Raw genomic sequence first — 18,199 nt, forward strand, 5'->3', positions numbered from 1 at the left:
AGTGCCATCTCGGCAGTCTGAAGACCTACTTCGCGTGACGCGAGTGACTAGGCGCTGTCCGAAAAGTCGACGAGCGAAGGTTAGACAAGGCAAAAATCGGTGAGAAAGCGCAGTTTACGGGGTGTAAATGAGCATTTTGATCCGATTTTTAACGCCGTATTACCGAGCGCAGGCACTTTTCAGACAAGCCCTAGACGGTGGTGGCGACATCCAGTTCCTTCAGCGCCTCATCCAGCATTTCGGCGAATACGGCGATGGCCAGAGGCAGCGGCCGATCCTTGGCCACACACATTTCCAACTGTGCCGCAGCGATACCACGATCCCGCAAAGGCACAAAGACAAGCTCCCCCTCGGCCAGCTCACGTGTCACATCCAGCGGATTGAGAAACGCCACCCCCACGCCCTCTCTGGCGAGCGACTTCATGCTCAGGATGCGGCCACACGCGGCAACGGCGGAGAGCCGCACGTCCTGAGTGGACAGCGCGCGTTCCAGAGTAGAGCCACGAAACATTGCCTGGTCCGGCAAGATCACCGGGACGTTCTCGAAATCCTTGAGGCGCAGCTCGCTCGCCCTGGCCAGAGCGTGCCACGGCGCCATGACCACCCCGAAACGCAATTCGAGCCGTCGCAGGGTACGCAGGCGCGGATTGGACGGCGGGTTGATGCAAAGTCCGATGTCAGCCTCTCCCGACAGGATAGCGTCGATGATGGGGTCGGTAAGATCGGTGGACAGGTCGAAACGCACACGAGGATAGCGCTCCATGAAGCGCCGAATGGTCACCGGCAGCAGGCGGTCGGTCACTGACTCCACCGACGCGACCCGCACCTCACTGGTACCGGTGCCACGGATATCGTCCAGCACCCCCAGCAGCTGACGTTCGTCCCGCTGCCACTGTCGCACCTGATAGACCAGCAGCTCGCCCGCCGAGGACAGGCGCAGGCCGCGGGGAAGCCGCTCAAACAGCGGTACGCCAAGCTCGTCCTCCAGCTTGAGGATCTGGCGATTGACCGCCGAGGCCGCCACATGGAGGTGGTCTGCGGCCCTGCGGATCGACCCTTGTCGGGCAACCTCATCGAAATAGCGTAGCGCGGTGGTCATCAAGGGCACGCGGTGTCTCCTGATTCGTCAGACCATGGCTGGCTCACTGATCGTTGCCATTTCGGCAACACATCTCACGAAAAACGATGATAGACGCGCACACTGACTCAGCGCTAGCTTTCCTCTGAAACCTGCTGAAGAAACGCGATTCGACAAACACCTGGACGCACACTCTTGAACGACAACAACAATGAGGCCACCCATGTCTTCTCCTCTTCGCACCGATTCCGTCGATCCGGTGGATGAACGGCTGCCACTGAAGGCTGCCATCCTCTACGGCTTGCAGCACGTATTGGTGATGGCAGCCGCACCGATCACGGCGGTCTTCCTGGTCGGCCAGGCGCTGGGCTTCGGGCCTGACGTCACGGTACCGCTGATGAGCGCCACCTTCCTCGCCTGTGGTCTCGGCACCCTGCTGCAATCGATCGGGGTACTGGGCTTCGGCGCGAGACTCCCGTTCGTGCAGGTACCTGGCGGTGCCCCCATCGTCATCTTTCTGGCGATCGCCCAGGCCACCGATATCCAGACCGCCACCGGTGCGGTGATTCTGACCGCCTTGTTCTACTTCCTGGCACTGCCCTTCTTCACCCGAGTTCTCCGCTTCTTTCCGCCCATCGTGATCGGCACCATGCTGCTGCTGGTGGCCATCAACCTGGTCAAGATCTTCGGTGGCCTCATCGCCGGGCGCCCTGACAGCCCCGACTTCGCCGCCCCTTCGACCATTCTGCTGGCGCTGGCCACCATCGCCTGCATCGTCGTGAGTGCCAGAGTGTTTACCGGCGCCCTGCGTCGCATCTCGGTGATGATCGGGCTTGTCATGGGTGCGCTGATCGCGGCAGCCTTCGGTCACCTCAGCGTGGCGGGCATCCTCGATGGCCCCTTGATCGCCCTGCCCCAACTCTTTCCTTTCGGCATGCCCAAGTTCGACCTGCTGGCGTCGCTGCCGCTGATCATCTTCAGCGTGGTGTCGATGACCGAGGCCACCGGCCAGACCATGGCCACCGCCGAGATCGTCGGCAAGCGAGGCGACGCCAAGGCCCTGGTTCCCAGGAACATTCGCGCCGACGCCCTGGGCTCGCTGTTCGGCGGCTGCCTCGGCACCTCGCTGATCATCACCAGCGGCGAGAATATCGGCATCATCCGGGCCACTGGCGTGCGCTCGCGCTATGTCACCATCGCCGCCGGCTGTCTGCTGATCCTGCTGGCCATGCTGGCACCTCTGGGCCGACTGGCCGCTACCCTGCCGACACCGGTGGTGGCCGGCACCGCCGTCATCGTCTTCGCCATTATCGGGGTCATGGGCATCAATATCCTGCGCCGCGTCGACTTCAATGAGCACGGCAACCTCTTCACCCTGGCCTCGGCGCTGGCCATGGGTCTGCTGCCGATCGTTGTCCCGGGCTTCTACTCTGCCTTCCCGACCCACCTGCAGATCATCCTGGGTAATGGACTGGCCATGGGCACCCTCACCGCGGTGATCGTCAACCTGGCCTTCTACCACCTGGGCAGCGGCAACAGCGCCCGAGAGACCCAGCCCACCCACACCGAAGCTCCGGAGACAGATTCATGACGCTCGATCAGCAACTGCGCCAGCGACTCTCGTCCAGCGAGCTGCTGCTGTGCCCTGGCGAACTGCTCGCGAATGGAAGCATTCAACGTGACATGGGAGTCGTGACGAGCGCCGGGCGCTTCATCGATATCGGACCCAAGGAAGCCCTGATCGCCCGTCATCCGACGTTGTCCCCGATCGACCTGCCGGGACACCTGATGATGCCGGGGTTCGTCGACAGCCACCATCACCTGACCCAGTCACTGGGCAAGTCGCTGGTGTTCGGAGAACCCTCCGAAATCTTTCGACGCATCTGGGTGCCTCTGGAATCCAGCCTGGACGAGCGACTGCTTCACTTGTCGTCCAAACTGGCGGCGCTCGAGGCCTTGCGCGGAGGCTTTACGACTGCGGTGGACGCGGGCACCCGCAGTGCGGGGGAAATCGGCGCACTCGCCAAGGCGGCCGAAGAGAGCGGGCTTCGCTGCGTGCTCGGCATGATCTGCAATGATCGGGGCGGTAGCGGTTCGCCCCAGCAACGCAACGCCATCCTCGACCGTGCCGTGGCCCACCTGGCGGACTACCGCGACCACGCGTTGATCCATCCATCCCTGGCAATTTCCATTCCCGAAGCGGCCAGCGACGATATGCTCAATGACGTCGCCACGCTATGCCGCGACAAGGGAGCGATCTTCCAGAGCCACGTCAACGAGCACCTCCAGGCGGTCGAACGTTCTCTGGTAACGCGCTCACAGCGGCCGCTGGAGCATCTGCATGCGGTGGGCGCACTCGGCCCACAGACCCTGATCGCCCACGCCACCCTGGTCACGCCAGACGAACTCAATCTGCTGCGAGATACCGATACCGCGGTGGCCTTCAATCCGGTCGCCAGCAGCTGGAAAGGCAACGCGGTGGCGCCCGCCCTGCAGATGGCGGCGCTTGGCATCCGTTTCGGGCTCGGTACAGACGGGACCCGCAGTGACGGCTTTCGCCTGATGGATGCGGCCGAGACCAGCCAGCGAATGGCCTTCGGTCTGGCTACCGGCGACAGCTCCTGCGGCGGTGGCTGGCGCTGGCTGGAGCACGCTACCCAGGGCAGCGCCGAGTGCTGCGGGCTTGGCAGTATCACCGGCGACATCACTGTGGATAAAGCCGCCGACTTCCTGCTGGTGGATCTCGAGGTGCCTGAGATGACGCCTTCCTGGGACCGGCCCTGGGAACTTGTGCGCTACGGCAATCGGGATCAGATCGAAGCCGTGTTCACCGCTGGCCGACTGAGACTCTGGCAAGGCTGGCCAGTGGACTGGGACGCACGGGCACTGCTTGCTGAAGTCCGCGAGGTGGCTCCCGCCGCCATCAACAAGGCACCGATCCAGCGGGTCCATCCGACCTCCGAGGTGCATCGCGAGCGCCATGGAAAAGCTGGTGAAGCGACGCCCTCAAGGCAGCGAGGCAATGGGGAGCCCCGATGCTGACGACCACTACCTATGCGATCGCCGCCGTAGCCACCCTGCTGGCGTCCTTCGTCCAGGGAGCCATCGGTATCGGTTTCGCGCTGATTGTGGCCCCGGTGCTGGGAATTCTGGCACCGACTCTGCTGCCGGTGGCATTGCTGGTCCTGATGCTTCCGCTGAATCTGCTGGTGGCGCTGCGCGAGCGCGAGGCCATCGATTGGCGCGGCAGCGCCTGGATCAGCGCTGGACGATTGCCAGGCACCCTGGCCGGGCTCGCGGTGTTGATGGTGCTGAGCACTCAGGGGCTCAACCAGTTGATCGGAGCGTCCACCGTGCTCGCGGTGCTGGTCGCCCTCTTTGCTCCGGTGTTTCGACCGGGCACCGGCGCCTGCCTCACGGTGGGTGCCATCACCGGCGTCACCGAAACCGCCACCGGGGTCGGTGGCCCTCCCCTGGCCCTGCTCTACCAGCATCGACCGGGTCCCGAGCTACGCTCCACCATTGCCTGCTGCTTCGTGGTCGGCGAGGTACTGTCACTGTTGATTCTCGCCATGGCAGGTGCCGTGCAACAGACACAGCTGTGGTGGGCGCTCGCTCTTCTTCCCCCTCTGCTGATCGGAACCGTCTTGAGCCGAATCATGCACCAGCGTCTGGATGCGAAGCGCCTGCGTCAGGGCGTCCTGTTGTTTGCGCTGCTCTCCGGGCTGTTCCTGATGGTGCCGCGATAGCCAGCGTCTGTCTTTTGCGCGAGCGATCAGGAAGGCTAAGCTGACAGGGCCACTTCTCGCTCAAGGATAGGGAATGTCCGCCATCTTGCTCTGGACGCTGGTCGCCATCATCGCCACCGCCATCATCTGGAAGGGCAGCGGTCTGCTCGAACGCTCGAGCCAGCGCCTGTCGGCCTACTACCGGCTGCCGGAAATCGTTCAGGGCGCCATCGTGGTGGCGGTGGGCTCGAGCTTCCCGGAGCTGTCCACCACCGTCATCTCGACCCTGGTCCACGGCGAGTTCGAGCTCGGTGTGGCGGCCATCGTCGGCTCGGCGCTGTTCAATATTCTGGTGATTCCCGGGCTCAGCGGGCTGGCCTCGAAGTCACCGCTTCAGGCCAATCGCGACCTGGTCTACAAGGAAGCCCAGTTCTACATGATCGCGGTGGCGGTGCTGACCCTGACCTTCGCCTTCGCCGCCATCTACCATCCGGTGGAGACCTCGCCCCAGGGCGGCAGCATCCAGGGCGAGATGACCCGCTGGCTGGCCTTGATGCCGGTAGCCCTGTACGGGCTCTACCTATTTGTGCAGTACCAGGACACTCTGGATCATGAATCCGACGAGGACGTCAGCGACATCCGCCCGGGACGAGAGTGGGGACGACTGGCGCTGTCGCTGGTGGTCATCGTGGTCGGCGTCGAGGGGCTGGTGCGCGCGGCGATCAATTTCGGCGAGATCTTCGGCACTCCGAGTTTCCTGTGGGGCATCACCGTGGTCGCGGCCGGCACCTCGATTCCCGATGCCTTCGTCTCCATCCGCGCGGCACGCCAGGGACGCGGCGTCACCAGCATCGCCAATGTGCTAGGCAGCAACACCTTCGACCTGCTGGTGTGCATCCCGGCAGGCGTGCTGATCGCCGGTACCGCGGTGATCGACTTCTCGCTGGCGGCGCCGATGATGGCCGCGCTGACCTTCGCCACGGTGCTGCTGTTTCTGATGATGCGCACCCACATGATCCTGTCGCGGCGCGAGTCGATCTGTCTGCTGGTGGTCTACGCGGCCTTCGTGGTGTGGGTCTCGCTCGAGTCCTTCGGCACCATCGACCTGGTGCCGCACCTGCCGCCATCGGGCGCTGTCAGCGCCCACGCCACGACTGGATAGCGATGACACTAGGCGCCCAGACGATCGGCCAGATCGATCAACGAGGTGCAGTGGAGATCGTTGTCGGGCGAACCTTCCACCGCCTTGGGGGCGTCTTCGCCGAACTCATGGGGACGCTCGATGTAGGCGGTCTTGAGGCCGCAGCGGCGGGCGGCGTCGAGGTCGTCCTGGTGGGCGGCCACCAGCATCACCTCCTCGGGGGCCACCTCGAAGACCTCGGCCACTCCCAGGTAGGTGTCGGGATGGGGCTTGTAGGCGCGAAAGACCTCGGCGGACAGGATCAGGTCCCAGGGCAGGCCGGCGTGCTTGGCCATATTGGCGAGCAGCCCCAGGTTGCCATTGGACAGGGTGCACAGGGTATAGCCGCGCTTGAGCCGTGACAGCCCCTCGACGCTGTCGGGCCAGGGCGCCAGACGATGCCAGGCGCGGTTGAGATGGGCCCTGCCCGCCTCGTCCAGTGCCAGCCGGTGGCGATCGAGCAGCTCATCGAGAATCATCCGATGCAAGTCGTCGATACGCGTCCAGCCAAGCTCGCCGGACATCACCCTGTCCATGGCCGGCCGATAGCCCGCGCGCCAGGCTCTGGCGAAGTCCGCGGGCGTCATCGATGCCGCTGCGCATGGCGACGTGAGCAAACCCAGCGCCTCGACCTCCCGGGCGATGCTCCCGTGCCAGTCGACCACGGTGCCGAAGATATCGAAGGCGAGTATCTGCGGGCGTACCGGTGTTGTCGTCATCGTCGCTCTCCTTGTTTCGCGGCCGGTGGGTCTTGTCCGAAGTCGTAGCGGTACCCTACGTCGGGTACCAAGGCTTGGCCTAGCGCTTTGGGTCTGCCGCCCCGGGCGCCAACCTCGCCCTGAGCGACTCGGCAAGAAAGTCGATAAACAGGCGTATACGCACGACCTGACGCATGTCCTGGTGGGCCAACAGCCACAGGTCGACCGCCAACGCCTCCAACTCATCTCCCACCTGTTTCAAGCCGACATCAGCATCGCCCAGATAACGAGGAAGCACCACCGCCCCCAAGCCACGCCTGGCGGCCTGCTGCCGCCCCAGCAGGCTATCGCAACGGAAGCGGACCATCGCTTGCTCGACCTTGTCTTCCATCCAAGCCGCCAGCGCCGCATCGTCGGGGCGCTGTCCCTGATCAATCCAGGCGGTAATATCGCCCGGCTCGGAGATGTCGCCATCGCGAGCCACGTAGATCGCCTGGCGGATCGAACCGACTCGCCGACCGACCAACGTCTCGGGTGGCTGGTTGGAGGGCCGAATCGCCACCTCGGCGTCGCGAGCAGCCAGATCATAGAGGGCATTGGAGACCGAGACATCAAGCACGATGGCGGGATGGCATTGCTGGAACGCCTCGAATACCGGCATCAGCAGCCCCTGCAGCAAGGAGTCTGTCAGGGTGACGCGAATGACGCCCTCCAGCCGTTGATCCCTCCCCTGGATGCGGCGCGTCACCCCTTCTACCTCCTGGTGCACGCGCGCTGCCGCCTGCGCCATCTCTTCCCCCGCCAAGGTGGGCTGGTAACCGCCGGGTGAGCGCTCGAACAACAGCACGCCAAGGCGCCGCTCGATGTTTCGCAGGCGCCGAAACACGGTGGCGTGGCTGACGCCAAGCTGGCGTGCCGCCCCTGAGAGAGAGCCCGAGCGCGAAATCTCGAGCACCGTCCTCAAGTCGTCCCAACTGTTCATTTTTGCAAAGCCTACTGACAAGAATAGGGAATTTCGTTGCACAAGTGTAAGGCATAGCCTGAACCACACCCACCGCAACGGAGTCGACCATGAATGTCCTGATCGTTCACTGTCACCCTGAACCCCACTCCTTGAACGGCGCCTTGACCGCCATCACCGCCGACACTCTGACCTCCCAGGGCCATAGGGTGGTCATCAGCGACCTGTACGCTGAAGGCTTCGATGCCATTGAACACCCTCGCCACTATCGCAATCGCCAGGATTCGCAGGTGTTTAGTGCACTGACGGAACAACGCCATGCCTTCGAAGAAGGACAGCTTCCCGAGGATGTCGCAAGAGAAATCCAACGGCTGGAACAGGCAGAGCTGGTGATTTTTCAGTTTCCACTGTGGTGGCATGGACCACCGGCCATGCTCAAGGGCTGGTTCGATCGCGTGATGGTGTACGGAGGGATGTACTCTGGAAGTCGCCGCTATGATCACGGGCGACTCAAGGGCAAACGCGCCATCTGCGCGGTGACGACAGGATCGCCGGCGGAAGCCTTCGAGCCCGCCGGCAGAGCGGGAGACATTGTTCGGCTGATGTACCCCTTCCACTGTTCCCTGTATTACCTGGGCCTCGAAGTGCTGCCACCACAGCTCGCCTTCGGCATCCAGGGCGGCGGCCTCGCCTATCAGGAGGAGACCGCATTCTGCCGGCACCTCGAAAGCACCAAGGCCGACTGGCGGGCCAGGCTCAAGGGCCTGGAAGGGGAGTCGACGATCCCCTTCTCAGGGTGGGATGACTGGGACGAGCAAGGTCGGCTGGGGCTGCGTCATCCTCTGCGATGGCGATAGAAGCTCCGACTCGGCACTCCAGTATCCGCGGCAACGCCTTAGTGCGCTTCGTCCCAGTTGTCACCGCACTCGGCCTCGACGATCAGCGGCACGTCGAGGCTGGCGGCGTTCTGCATGCGCGTCTTGACCTCTTCCATGAAGGCCTCGGCCTGGTCCTCTCTGACCTCGAACACCAGTTCGTCATGGACCTGCATCACCATCCAGGCGTCGAAGCCGTCGCTGCCGGCCTGGTCTGCGAGCCAGGCGTCCATATCGATCATCGCGCGCTTGATGATGTCCGCCGCGGTGCCCTGCATCGGTGCGTTGATGGCGGTACGCTCGGCGCCCTGGCGCCGGGCACGGTTCTGGGAGTGGATCTCCGGCAGGTAGAGCCGGCGTCCGAACACCGTCTCGACGTAGCCGTCTTCGGCGGCCTGGGCGCGGATGCGCTCCATGTAGCGTGCGACTCCGGGATAACGATCGAAGTAGCGGTCGATATAGGTCTTGGCCTGGCTCTGCTCGATATGCAGCTGGCGGCCCAGGCCCCAGGCGCTCATGCCGTAGATCAGGCCGAAGTTGATCGCCTTGGCGCTGCGCCGCTGCTCACCGTTGACCTTGTCCAGGGCCACCCCGAACACCTCGGCGGCGGTGGCGGCGTGGATGTCCTTGTCCTCGGCGAAGGCTGACAACAGGCCCTTGTCGCCGGACAGGTGGGCCATGATGCGCAGCTCGATCTGGGAGTAGTCCGCCGCCACGATGCGATAGCCCGGGCGTGCCACGAAGGCCTGGCGGATGCGCCGTCCCTCGTCGGTGCGAATCGGAATATTCTGCAGGTTGGGGTCGGAAGACGACAGCCGCCCGGTGGCAGTCACTGCCTGGTGGTAGCTGGTGTGGACCCGGCCGGTGGCCTTGTTGACCAGCTTCGGCAGCTTGTCGGTGTAGGTCGAGCGCAGCTTGGACAGGCCGCGATGCTCGATGATCACCTTGGGCAGCGGGTAGTCCAGCGCCAGCTCCTCGAGCACCGCCTCGGCGGTGGAGGGCGCGCCCTTGGGGGTCTTCTTGATCACCGGGATGCCCTGCTCCTCGAACAGGATCTGGCCGAGCTGCTTGGGCGAGCCCAGGTTGAACTCGCGCCCGGCAAGCTCATAGGCGCGGGCCTCGAGCTCGCGAATGCGCTCCCCCAGCTCCCGGCTCTGGGTGTGCAGTAGCTCCGCGTCCAGCGCCACGCCGTTGCGCTCCATGCGCGACAGCACCCGCACCAGCGGGCGTTCGAGCTCGTCGAGGACCTCGGCCAGGCGGCCAGTCTCGTCCACTCGCGGGCGCAGCGTCTGGTGCAGCCGCAGGGTGATGTCGACGTCCTCGCAGGCGTAGGGCGCGGCCTGTTCCAGTGCGATCTGGTTGAAGGTCAGCTGCTTGGCGCCCTTGCCGGCGATGTCCTCGAACTTGACGGTGCCCTCGCCCAGGTACTTGAGCGCCAGCGAGTCCATGTCGTGGCGGGTGGCGGTGGAGTCGAGCACATAGGACTCGAGCATGGTATCCACCAGGGGCCCCTTGACCGGGGTGTCGTAGCGCGCCAGCACCGAGATATCGTACTTGAGATTCTGGCCGATCTTGGCGATCGCCTCGTCGGCCAGGATCGGCGCCAGCGCCTCGAGCACCGCCTTGCGATCGAGCTGGGCCGGGGCATCGAGATAGTCGTGGCCCAGCGGAATGTAGGCCGCCTCGCCGGGCGTCAGGCACAGGCCGACACCGACGATGTCGGCCTCCATGTAGTTGAGGCTGGTGGTCTCCAGATCGAAGCAGAAGGCCTCGGCAGCGGCCAGTCGCTCAAGCCAGGCGTCCAGCTCGGCCTGCTCGAGGATCACCGTATCCTGGCGCTCGCTGGAAGGCGTCGCCTGGGCCTTGTTCTTGTTATCGCCTTCGCCTCCGTTGTCCCCCTCGGGGGTGGCGGAACCACCGGCAACGTCATCGACGCCTTCATCCTGGCCGGCCAGCAGCTCCGACAGCCAGTTCTTGAACTCCAGGCGTTGATACAGCGTCTTCAGCGCCTCTCGATCCGGCGCGGCGATGGCCAGATCATCGAGGCCGAGCTCCAGCTCGCAGTCGGTCTTGATGGTCGCCAGTTCGTAGGACAGGTAGGCCTTGTCGCGGTGCTCGTCGAGCTTCTTCGGCAGCGTCTTGGCGCCACGAAACGACAGCGTCTTGACCTTGTCGAGATCGCCGTAGATGACGTCGAGCCCGCCTTCCATGCCCTGCAGCAGGCCGATGGCGGTCTTCTCGCCCACTCCGGGGACTCCGGGGATGTTGTCGACCTTGTCGCCCATCAGCGCCAGGTAGTCGATGATCAGCTCCGGCGGCAGGCCGAACTTGTCCTTGACCCCGTCCACGTCGAGGGTCTCGCCCTTCATGGTGTTGACCAGGGTGATATGGCCATTGACCAGCTGGGCCATGTCCTTGTCACCGGTGGAAATCACCGCGTCGCGACCGGCGTCGGTGGCCATCTTCGCCAGGGTGCCGATGACGTCGTCGGCCTCGACCCCCTCGATGCACAACAGTGGCAGGCCGAGCGCACGCACGCACTCGTGCAGTGGCTTCACCTGGGCGCGCAGGTCGTCGGGCATCGGTGGCCGCTGGGCCTTGTACTGGTCGTAGAGCTCGTCGCGGAAGGTCTTGCCCGGGGCGTCGAAGATCACCGCCATGGGACTGTCCGGGTAGTCCTTGATCAGCCGCTTGAGCATGTTGATCACGCCCTTGATGGCGCCGGTGGGCTGACCCTCGGAGGTGGTCAGCGGCGGCAGAGCGTGGAAGGCACGGTACAGATAGGAGGAACCGTCGACGAGAACGATGGGGCTTGAGGCCATGGATCGGCGTCCCTGTAAGGATAAATGACTACGATGCCACCCATGATACGCATCCCTTTCGTCTTTTGCCGGACGCTTTTGCGACCCTCGACGCGGTCACGGCCATCGCCCTGTCCCTGCGTCAGCCCCTGGCCCGCCCCACGCCCGCCCCCTGTGCCGGCCATCAGGCGTCGACCTGGGGCATCGGCCCTGTTCCTTTACTTTGCGAGGGGAACCTGTGCCGACGTATCATGGTCTGATCGAACAGTGTTCCCTTTGTTTTGCCAACCGTTCATTCTCCCATCCTGGAGACCCACCATGACGATCACCCGCATTGCGAGCGCCCTCCTGCTGTCGCTGGCCCTGCTGGCCGCCGCTTCGCCGGTGCTCGCCCAGGCGCAACCCGACATCAGCGTCCGCCAGGAAGCCAACCAGACGCTGCGCGAGTACCGCGTCAACGGCAAGCTGTACGCCATCAAGGTCGAGCCCAAGGATGGCAGCGCCTACTTCCTGGTGGACCGCAACGGCGACGGCAACTTCGAGCGCCAGGGCGGCGGCAATGTCGAGATTCCCGGCTGGGTTCGCTGACCCAAGGCCGCTGCCTGGGCGGCGCACCCGCCGCTGCGTCCCCTAGCTGTTGATGCCCGTCTGGCAAGCGGCGCGAAAGCCCGCTGAGACCACTCCCGTAGATCACGTGCAACTCGGTGCCAAGTCGCTACAATAGGCGCCTTGGCAACCCCGGGCGAGACGATTCATGGCCGTATTCACTCCGCTTGACGACGCACAGGTCGCAGGCTTTCTCAGCCGTTTTGACGTCGGCGAACTGACGAAGCTGCAGGGCGTGCCCGCGGGCACCGAGAACAGCACCTTCTTTGTCACCACCGACCGTCGCGAACTGGTGCTGACGCTGTTCGAGCAGGGAGAGCACGAAGAGCTGCCGTTCTTCGTCGAGCTGCTCGACTTCCTCGACGAGCACCGAATCCCGGTGGCCGGGCCGATTCACGACCGTGACGGTATCGCCCTGCACGAACTGGCGGGTCGGCCGGCGCTGCTGTTTCCGCGCCTGCCGGGCGCCCATCCCAGCGCGCCCGACATGACCCAGTGCCGAGCGCTGGGGCAGGCGCTCGGCGAGATGCATCGTGTCTCCCGCCACTTCGGTGGACACCGTCCCAATCCTCGCGATATTCATTGGCTGTCGGCCATGCACCACAAGGTGCTGGTCTACCTCTCGCCCGAGGACCAGGCGCTGATGCAGGACGAGGTCGACGCCTATCAGGCCGCGCTGGAAAGCGCGGAGCCGCTGCCCCAGGGCGCCCTGCACGGCGACCTGTTTCGCGACAACACGCTGTTCGACGGCGAGCGCCTGGGTGGCCTCATCGACTTCTACAACGGCTGCACCGGCGACCTGCTGTTCGACCTGGCCATCGTCATCAATGACTGGGCCACCGACGCCGACGGTCGCCTGGTAGCCGAGCGCCACGACGCTCTGCTCGAGGCCTACCTGGCCGAACGCCCGCTGACCGCCACCGAGCGCGAACTATGGCCGCTGATGCTGCGCCTGACCGCCCTGCGCTACTGGCTGTCTCGCCTGCTGGTGGTCTACGTGGATCCGCCGGCCCACGACCTGACCCCCCACGATCCCGAACAGTTCCGGCGCATCCTGCTTGCGCGCCTGGAACATGGAGCCCTGCCCTTGCCAGATATCGAGGCCCGCCCGTGAGCCACAAGCCCGACGCCGACTCCGCCGTGCAACGCGCCCGCCGCACCTGGAACATCGACCAGTGGGGCAGCGGCTACTTTGACGTGGACGAGGACGGACAGGCACTGGTCCGCCCGCTAGGCGAGGTCGAACCCGGCCCCAGCCTGCCGCTGCGTGGCCTGGTCGACCAGATCCGCCAGGCCGGCCTGCGCCTGCCGGTGCTGATCCGCTTCACCGATATCCTGCACGACCGGGTCGAGCAGCTGTGCGCGGCCTTCGACCAGGCCATGGGCGAGGAAAACTTCGAGAGCGGCTACACCGCGGTGTATCCGATCAAGGTCAACCAGCAGCGCCGAGTGGTGGAAGAGATCCTCGCCACCAACGAGCGCGGGCGCGACCGGGTTGGCCTGGAGGCCGGCAGCAAGCCGGAACTGCTGGCGGTGCTGGCGCTGTCCGGCGATGGCCCCTCGCTGATCGTGTGCAACGGCTACAAGGATCGCGAGTACATTCGCCTGGCGCTGATGGGCGAGAAGCTCGGCCATCGGGTCTATCTGGTGGTGGAGAAGCTCTCCGAGCTGCCGATGATCCTCGAGGAGGCCGAACGCCTGGGGGTGACCCCGCGCATCGGCCTGCGTGCCCGACTGTCCTCGGTGGGCCGCGGCAAGTGGCAGGACACCGGCGGAGAGAAGTCCAAGTTCGGCCTGACCGCCGGCCAGATCCTGACCGTGGTCGAGCGCCTGACCGAAGCCGGGCGACTCGACAGCCTGCAGCTGGTGCACTTCCACCTGGGCTCCCAGATTGCCAACATCGGTGATATCCAGCGTGGCCTGCGCGAGTGCGCGCGCTTCTACCAGTACCTGCGCCAACTGGGCGCGCCGGTGGACACCGTGGACGTGGGCGGTGGACTTGGGGTCGACTACGAGGGCACCCACTCGCGCAACTTCTGCTCGATCAACTACTCGATGCTCGAGTACGCCCGTAACGTGGTCTACGCCTTCAATCAGGTGTGTGCCGCCGAAGGTCTGCCCCAGCCGCATCTGATCAGTGAATCCGGCCGCGCCCTGACCGCCCACCACGCGGTGCTGATCACCAACGTGATCGGCGAGGAAAGCGTGGACACCGCGCCGCCGAGCGAACGCAAGAGCGATGACCCCGAGGTCGAGGCGCTGTGGCGCACCCTGGACTTCCTCAAGCGCGAGCCGGAACCGCGTGGGCTGGTGGAGGCCTGGCACGACCTGATCCAGGACATGGGCGACCTGCACGACCGCTTCGTGCTGGGGGCCGCCGATCTGGCCGCCCGCGCCGAGGGCGAGAGCGTCTACTTCGCCGCCTGCGCCGCCCTGAGGTCACAGCTCGACCCACGCAATCGCGCCCACCGCGAGATCCTCGACGAGCTGGCCGAGAAACTCGCCGACAAGCTGTTCGTCAACTTCTCGCTGTTTCAGTCGATGCCCGACGTCTGGGGCATCAAGCAGATCTTCCCGGTGCTGCCGCTGTCCGGGCTCGACCGTCGCCCAAGCCGCCGTGGAGTGATTCAGGACATCACCTGCGACAGCGATGGGCGCATCGACAGCTACGTCGACGGCCAGGGGGTCGAAACCACCCTGCCGCTGCCGGAGTGGCGCGAAGACGACGAGCGCCTGCTCGGGTTCTTCATGGTCGGCGCCTACCAGGAGATCCTCGGTGACCTGCACAACCTGTTCGGCGACACCGACGCCGTCGATGCCTCGCTGGATCGCGACGGTGGCTGGCGCCTGACCAACCTGCAGTGGGGCGACCGGGTCTCCGACGTGCTCGGCTACGTCAACTTCAACGCCGACGTGCTGCGCGAACGGCTCCGGGTCCAGCTCACCCGCAGCAACCTCGACCCACGCGAACAGCGTCACTTCCTCGATGATCTGTCAGAAGGGCTCGACGGCTACACCTACCTGGAGTGAGCCGACCCGCACGCCCCACTCCGTGTGAGCCTTCGCCCGGCGATGCCTACAGGTATCGCCGGGCGCCTGCTATTGGGGACTTGAGCTCTTGCGCCTGGCCCACGCTCGTGGCGAGATATGCATCAAGCCAGACACATCTTGACCACAGGAGGACAGCGCCATCGCATCCCCGGCCCCCTACCCCCAAGACTCACAGCTCCGAGACTCACAGCGCAGCATTCCCCCCACCATGATGGCGGTGGTCACCACCGGCAACGGTGGCTACGACAAGCTCAGCTATCAACAAGTCCCGACCCCGACGCCGGGCCCCGGAGAGGTGCTGCTGCGGGTGCTCGCCGCCGGCGTCAACAACACCGAGATCAATACCCGGCTCGGCTGGTACTCCGCCAGCGTCAAGAGCGACACCCGGGCATCGGCGGACGCCTTCGATGACAGCGCCGAGAACGCCGCCGACTCCGAGGATGGCGGCTGGAACGGTGCCACTCCCTTTCCATTGATTCAGGGCACCGACTGCTGTGGCGAGGTAGTGGCCCTGGGTGCGCCGGGAGAGGAAGGTGCCAACGCCTCGGCCACGGCGGACCTGCTGGGTAAGCGGGTACTGGTACGCGCCTGCATGCGCACCAAGGGCTTCGATCACTGGGACTCGGTGTGGATGGCCTCGGACTTCGACGGAGCCTTCGCCCAGTTCGTCAAGGTGCCCGCAAGCGAGATATTCCCGGTGGACTGCAACTGGAGCGACGAGGAACTCGCCACCATCCCCTGCGCCTACGGCACCGCAGAGAACATGCTGCACCGCGCTGGTGTCGGCGCCGGCGACCGGGTGCTGGTCACCGGTGCCTCGGGAGGTGTCGGCTCGGCTGTGGTGCAGTTGGCCAAGCGCCGGGGTGCCCACGTCACGGCGGTGGCGGGCAGCGCCAAGCACGAGGCGATCCGCGCCCTTGGCGCCGACCACCTGCTCGACCGCGACGATGACCTGCTGGCAAGCCTCGGCGAGTCGAGCATCGACGTCGCGGTAGATAACGTTGCGGGCAAGGGCTTTGGCGGGGTGCTGGAGGTGCTCGACCGCGGCGGCCGCTACGTCTCCTCCGGTGCCATCGCAGGGCCGGTGGTGGAGCTCGACATGCGCAAGCTGTACCTCAAGGACGTGCGCCTGATCGGCTCCACCGCCTGGGACGAGCCGATCTTTCCGGACCTGATCGGCTACATCGAGCGCGGCGAGATTCGTCCCCTGCTGGCCAGGACCTTCCCGCTTGCGCAGATCGTCGAGGCCCAGCAGGCCTTTCTCGAGAAGCAGCACGTGGGCAACTTCGTGCTGCTGCCGCCGCCGCTGGACTGACGCCGAAGGCGTCGGGACTGCGGGTTAGCCAAGCGTTAACCGAGCACGCGGGTCTCGAGGGCGTGGCGCTGGCCGCTGGGCAGTGTCAGTTCGAAAGCCAGGCTCGCGCCCTTCTCCAGCTTGCCGACACCGGCCGGGGTGCCGGTCAGCACCACGTCACCCGGGGCCAGGGTGAAGTGCTGGCTCATCTCGGACAGCAGCGCCGGGATCGCGAACAGCATGTCTCGGGCCACGCCGTGCTGGCGACGTTCACCGTTCATGTCGAGGCTGAACTCGATGGCCGACCAGTCGAGCGGCGCCTCGATGGGCACGAAACGCGACAGCGGGCAGGCGCCATCGAAGGCCTTGGCGATCTCCCACGGATGCCCCTTCTTCTTCAGCGCCGACTGGACATCACGCAACGTCAGGTCCAGCGCAAGCCCGACCCCGACCACTGCCGCCTCGGCCTGCTCGGGCGTGGCCTCACGCAGGGTCTCGCCGATCAACAGCGCAAGCTCGGTCTCGAAGTGTACGTCGGAGCGCTCGAAGGGACCGCCGATCGGCTCTTCCAGGGGCACCACACTGGTCGCCGGCTTGATGAACAGCAAGGGTGCGTCGGGTACCGGGTTGTCGAGCTCCTTGGCGTGCTCGGCGTAGTTGCGTCCAACACAGACCACCTTGCCAAGTGGTTGGGAGAAGGCGTCACCGTCGACAAAGCTCGGGACGAGAGACATGGCAGGCTCCTGAAGGCATGAAGAAGGATAGGAAACGACACGGCCCAGCGAACGGGGTCGCGTGGCATGCAAAAAAGGCGCGCCCAAGGCGCGCCTTTCGAGTCTATCCCAGCCATCGCGCTCATCGCGAGCGGTGGCGACCGTCGCTTCAGGGATTGAAATCGCTGCCAGGCTCGTGGGCCAGGAAATCCGGGCGACGGCGGTTGGCCGCAAACGGCTCGACGCAGCGGTTGTCGACGCGGTTGTAGACAAAGAAGGCATTGCTGCGCGGATCCGGCGACATGTTGGCGTTGGAGCCATGCAACGTGTTGCAGTCGAACAGCAACAGCCCACCAGCGCTGCCCTTGGGCGCCTCGATACCGTTGCGATCGATCAGCTGGCGCAGGGCTTCCTGACTCGGCACCCCGATCTCCTGCTTCTGCAGCGACTTCTCGTGGTTGTTGTCCGGCGTCTCGCCAATGCAAGGCACGAACACCCGATGGGAGCCGGGAATCAGCATCAGCGGACCGTTGAACTCGTGGTTGTCGGTCAGCACGATGGAGGCACTCACCGCGTGCATGTCGGGCATGCCGTCCTCGGCGTGCCAGGTCTCGAAGTCCGAGTGCCAGTTGAAGCCCTTGCCCTCGAAGCCCGGCTTGTAGTTGATGCGCGACTGGTGGACGTAGCTCTCGCCGCCGAGAATCTGGCGAGCGCGGCCGACCAGACGTTCATCATTGGCCAGGTGGGCGAACACCCGGGACAGATAGTGCACGGCGAACAGCGAGCGGATCTCCTTGCCGCTCGGCTCGACGATGCTGTAGTCCTTGCCCCGATAGGCGTCGTTGTCGAGCAATGCCTTGAGCTCTTCGCGAAGGCGTGCGAGCTCTTCGCCACCGAGGAAGCCGGGCTCAAACAGAAAGCCCTTCTGCTCGAACTCGTCGAGCTGCTGCTGGCTCAGCGGCCCCTGGTCGGCGCTGCCCTTGACCACCGGGCCCTGGCGGTCGACCCACAGGCTGTCCATCGGTTCGGGCAATCGCGTCGGGTAGCGGGTGGCGCGAGCCTGGCCGCTGTCGAGCCCGGCGAAACGTTGCCAGTCGAAACGCTGCTGGTCTTGTGGGTCCAGGTTGCTGCGATGCTTGGTTTGCGGATTGGACGATGTCTGCACTTCCATCCGATCACCCTCCCTTGGTATTGATCAGCTTTCAGATTCGAAC

Annotated in this window: 15 protein-coding genes; 9 read left to right on the plus strand and 6 right to left on the minus strand. The window is 65.1% G+C overall.

What is annotated here, in order from left to right:
- Nucleotides 1-190 precede the first annotated feature (190 nt).
- On the minus strand, nt 191-1,099 hold the full coding sequence (locus EBB56_RS18200; RefSeq protein WP_260425392.1) for a LysR family transcriptional regulator: 909 nt from the start codon (nt 1,097-1,099) through the stop codon (nt 191-193).
- Between the two features lie 202 nt (nt 1,100-1,301).
- Here EBB56_RS18200 and EBB56_RS18205 point away from each other — a divergent pair, with 202 nt between their 5' ends.
- From EBB56_RS18205 to EBB56_RS18220, 4 genes are all read left to right on the plus strand, one after another.
- Nucleotides 1,302-2,669: a uracil-xanthine permease family protein gene (locus tag EBB56_RS18205; protein ID WP_124804997.1), complete on the plus strand. Its 1,368-nt coding sequence runs from the start codon at nt 1,302-1,304 to the stop codon at nt 2,667-2,669.
- Complete coding sequence (locus tag EBB56_RS18210; RefSeq protein WP_124804998.1) at nt 2,666-4,120, plus strand: amidohydrolase family protein; 1,455 nt, start codon at nt 2,666-2,668, stop codon at nt 4,118-4,120. Before EBB56_RS18205 ends, EBB56_RS18210 begins: the two co-directional genes overlap by 4 nt.
- Nucleotides 4,114-4,827: a sulfite exporter TauE/SafE family protein gene (locus EBB56_RS18215; protein ID WP_197037042.1), complete on the plus strand. Its 714-nt coding sequence runs from the start codon at nt 4,114-4,116 to the stop codon at nt 4,825-4,827. Before EBB56_RS18210 ends, EBB56_RS18215 begins: the two co-directional genes overlap by 7 nt.
- Nucleotides 4,828-4,900: 73 nt before the next feature.
- Nucleotides 4,901-5,968, plus strand: a complete 1,068-nt coding sequence (locus EBB56_RS18220; protein WP_124804999.1) for a sodium:calcium antiporter — start codon at nt 4,901-4,903, stop codon at nt 5,966-5,968.
- Nucleotides 5,969-5,976: 8 nt separating this feature from the next.
- On the opposite strand, the gene EBB56_RS18225 is transcribed toward EBB56_RS18220, so the two are convergent.
- The gene (locus tag EBB56_RS18225) at nt 5,977-6,705 is read right to left on the minus strand and encodes a haloacid dehalogenase type II (RefSeq protein WP_124805000.1); all 729 of its coding nucleotides are present in this window, start codon (nt 6,703-6,705) and stop codon (nt 5,977-5,979) included.
- Between the two features lie 79 nt (nt 6,706-6,784).
- On the minus strand, nt 6,785-7,666 hold the full coding sequence (locus EBB56_RS18230; RefSeq protein WP_124805001.1) for a LysR family transcriptional regulator: 882 nt from the start codon (nt 7,664-7,666) through the stop codon (nt 6,785-6,787).
- Between the two features lie 89 nt (nt 7,667-7,755).
- Between EBB56_RS18230 and EBB56_RS18235 the strand changes: the two genes are divergently transcribed.
- Nucleotides 7,756-8,502, plus strand: a complete 747-nt coding sequence (locus EBB56_RS18235; protein ID WP_124805002.1) for an NAD(P)H-dependent oxidoreductase — start codon at nt 7,756-7,758, stop codon at nt 8,500-8,502.
- A 38-nt stretch (nt 8,503-8,540) separates the two neighbouring features.
- Here EBB56_RS18235 and polA read toward each other — a convergent pair whose 3' ends face one another.
- Complete coding sequence (gene polA, locus EBB56_RS18240) at nt 8,541-11,342, minus strand: DNA polymerase I (protein ID WP_124805003.1); 2,802 nt, start codon at nt 11,340-11,342, stop codon at nt 8,541-8,543.
- Between the two features lie 297 nt (nt 11,343-11,639).
- On the opposite strand from polA, the gene EBB56_RS18245 reads away from it, so the two are divergent.
- The 4 genes from EBB56_RS18245 (at nt 11,640) to EBB56_RS18260 (ending at nt 16,293) form a co-directional block, all read left to right on the plus strand.
- Nucleotides 11,640-11,909, plus strand: a complete 270-nt coding sequence (locus EBB56_RS18245) for a DUF2782 domain-containing protein (protein ID WP_124805004.1) — start codon at nt 11,640-11,642, stop codon at nt 11,907-11,909.
- A 166-nt stretch (nt 11,910-12,075) separates the two neighbouring features.
- Nucleotides 12,076-13,041 carry a homoserine kinase gene (locus EBB56_RS18250; protein ID WP_124805005.1) on the plus strand — a complete coding sequence of 322 codons (966 nt, stop codon included), beginning with the start codon at nt 12,076-12,078 and terminating at the stop codon, nt 13,039-13,041.
- Complete coding sequence (speA, locus tag EBB56_RS18255) at nt 13,038-14,957, plus strand: biosynthetic arginine decarboxylase (RefSeq protein ID WP_124805006.1); 1,920 nt, start codon at nt 13,038-13,040, stop codon at nt 14,955-14,957. Before EBB56_RS18250 ends, speA begins: the two co-directional genes overlap by 4 nt.
- Before the next feature lie 229 nt (nt 14,958-15,186).
- A complete protein-coding gene (locus EBB56_RS18260) occupies nt 15,187-16,293 on the plus strand; it encodes an alcohol dehydrogenase family protein (RefSeq protein ID WP_045992625.1) in 1,107 nt (368 codons plus the stop codon).
- 35 nt (nt 16,294-16,328) lie between these two features.
- On the opposite strand, the gene EBB56_RS18265 is transcribed toward EBB56_RS18260, so the two are convergent.
- Both EBB56_RS18265 and thpD read right to left on the minus strand, forming a co-directional pair.
- The gene (locus EBB56_RS18265; RefSeq protein ID WP_045992624.1) at nt 16,329-17,006 is read right to left on the minus strand and encodes a fumarylacetoacetate hydrolase family protein; all 678 of its coding nucleotides are present in this window, start codon (nt 17,004-17,006) and stop codon (nt 16,329-16,331) included.
- 148 nt (nt 17,007-17,154) lie between these two features.
- On the minus strand, nt 17,155-18,156 hold the full coding sequence (gene thpD / locus EBB56_RS18270; protein ID WP_083970389.1) for an ectoine hydroxylase: 1,002 nt from the start codon (nt 18,154-18,156) through the stop codon (nt 17,155-17,157).
- Between the last annotated feature and the right edge of the window lie 43 nt (nt 18,157-18,199).

The sequence above is a fragment of the Halomonas sp. YLB-10 genome, from assembly GCF_003856855.1.
GTDB lineage: Bacteria > Pseudomonadota > Gammaproteobacteria > Pseudomonadales > Halomonadaceae > Halomonas > Halomonas litopenaei.